Consider the following 1,131-nt stretch of genomic DNA (forward strand, 5'->3'; position numbering starts at 1 on the left):
GGCTGCTGCGGCACCACGCCGGACCACATTCGGCACGTGGCCGACGAGGTCCGCGGCATGACCCCGCGCCAGCCGCCGGAGCGCGCCACCGCCCTGCGCCTGGCCGGGCTGGAGCCGTTCGAGCTGGCCTGACCCCTTGGCTTGCCCTTCGCCATGCGGGAGAAGGGCGGCTGAAGAACCTATGACGCTGCGCCCCTGGGCTGCGGCGCGACCGTCTATCGGAGCCTCATGCGTCCCACCTTCATCAATATCGGCGAGCGGACCAACGTCACCGGATCGGCCAAGTTCAAGAAGCTGATCATTGAGGGCGACTTCAACGAAGCCCTGTCGGTGGCCCGCCAGCAGGTGGAGGCCGGCGCCTCGGTCATCGACGTGAACATGGACGAGGGCCTGCTGGATTCGCAGCAGGCCATGGTCACCTTCCTGAACCTGATGGCCGCCGAACCCGACATCGCCCGGGTGCCGGTGATGATCGACTCGTCCAAGTGGGAGGTGATCGAGGCGGGGCTGCGCTGCGTGCAGGGCAAGTCCATCGTCAACTCGATCAGCCTGAAGGAAGGCGAGGCCAAGTTCGTCGAGCAGGCCAAGGCCTGCCTGCGCTATGGGGCGGCCGTCGTGGTCATGGCCTTCGACGAGCAGGGCCAGGCGGACACCGCAAGGCGCAAGGTCGAGATCTGCACCCGGGCCTATCGCAAGCTGGTGGATGAGGTCGGCTTCCCGCCCGAGGACATCATCTTCGACCCCAACATCTTCGCCGTGGCCACCGGCATCGAGGAGCACGACAACTACGCCGTCGACTTCATCGAGGCCACCAAGGCGATCAAGGCGAGCCTGCCCTATGCGCGGGTGTCAGGCGGGGTGTCCAACGTCTCCTTCTCGTTCCGCGGCAACGAGCCGGTGCGCCGGGCCATCCACTCGGTCTTCCTCTATCACGCCATCCAGGCCGGCATGGACATGGGCATCGTCAACGCCGGCGACCTGCCGGTCTATGACGAGATCCCGGCCGAGCTGCGCGAGGCGGTGGAGGATGTCATCCTCAACCGGCCGCAGCGGACAAACATCTCCAACACCGAGCGGCTGGTGGAGCTGGCGCCCAAGTACAAGGGCGGCAAGAGCGAAGCCAAGGGGCCT

The 1,131-nt window shown here is 66.7% G+C and carries 1 protein-coding gene and 1 pseudogene; both read left to right on the forward strand.

Annotated elements, in window-relative coordinates:
• Positions 1–132: pseudogene (locus Q7S93_RS00915) on the forward strand (homocysteine S-methyltransferase family protein); the annotation flags it as partial.
• Positions 133–228: 96 nt separating this feature from the next.
• On the forward strand, positions 229–1,131 hold a 903-nt coding region (locus tag Q7S93_RS00920), incomplete at its 3' end, for a dihydropteroate synthase (RefSeq protein ID WP_304711622.1).

The organism is Phenylobacterium sp. (assembly GCF_030646615.1).
GTDB lineage: Bacteria > Pseudomonadota > Alphaproteobacteria > Caulobacterales > Caulobacteraceae > Phenylobacterium.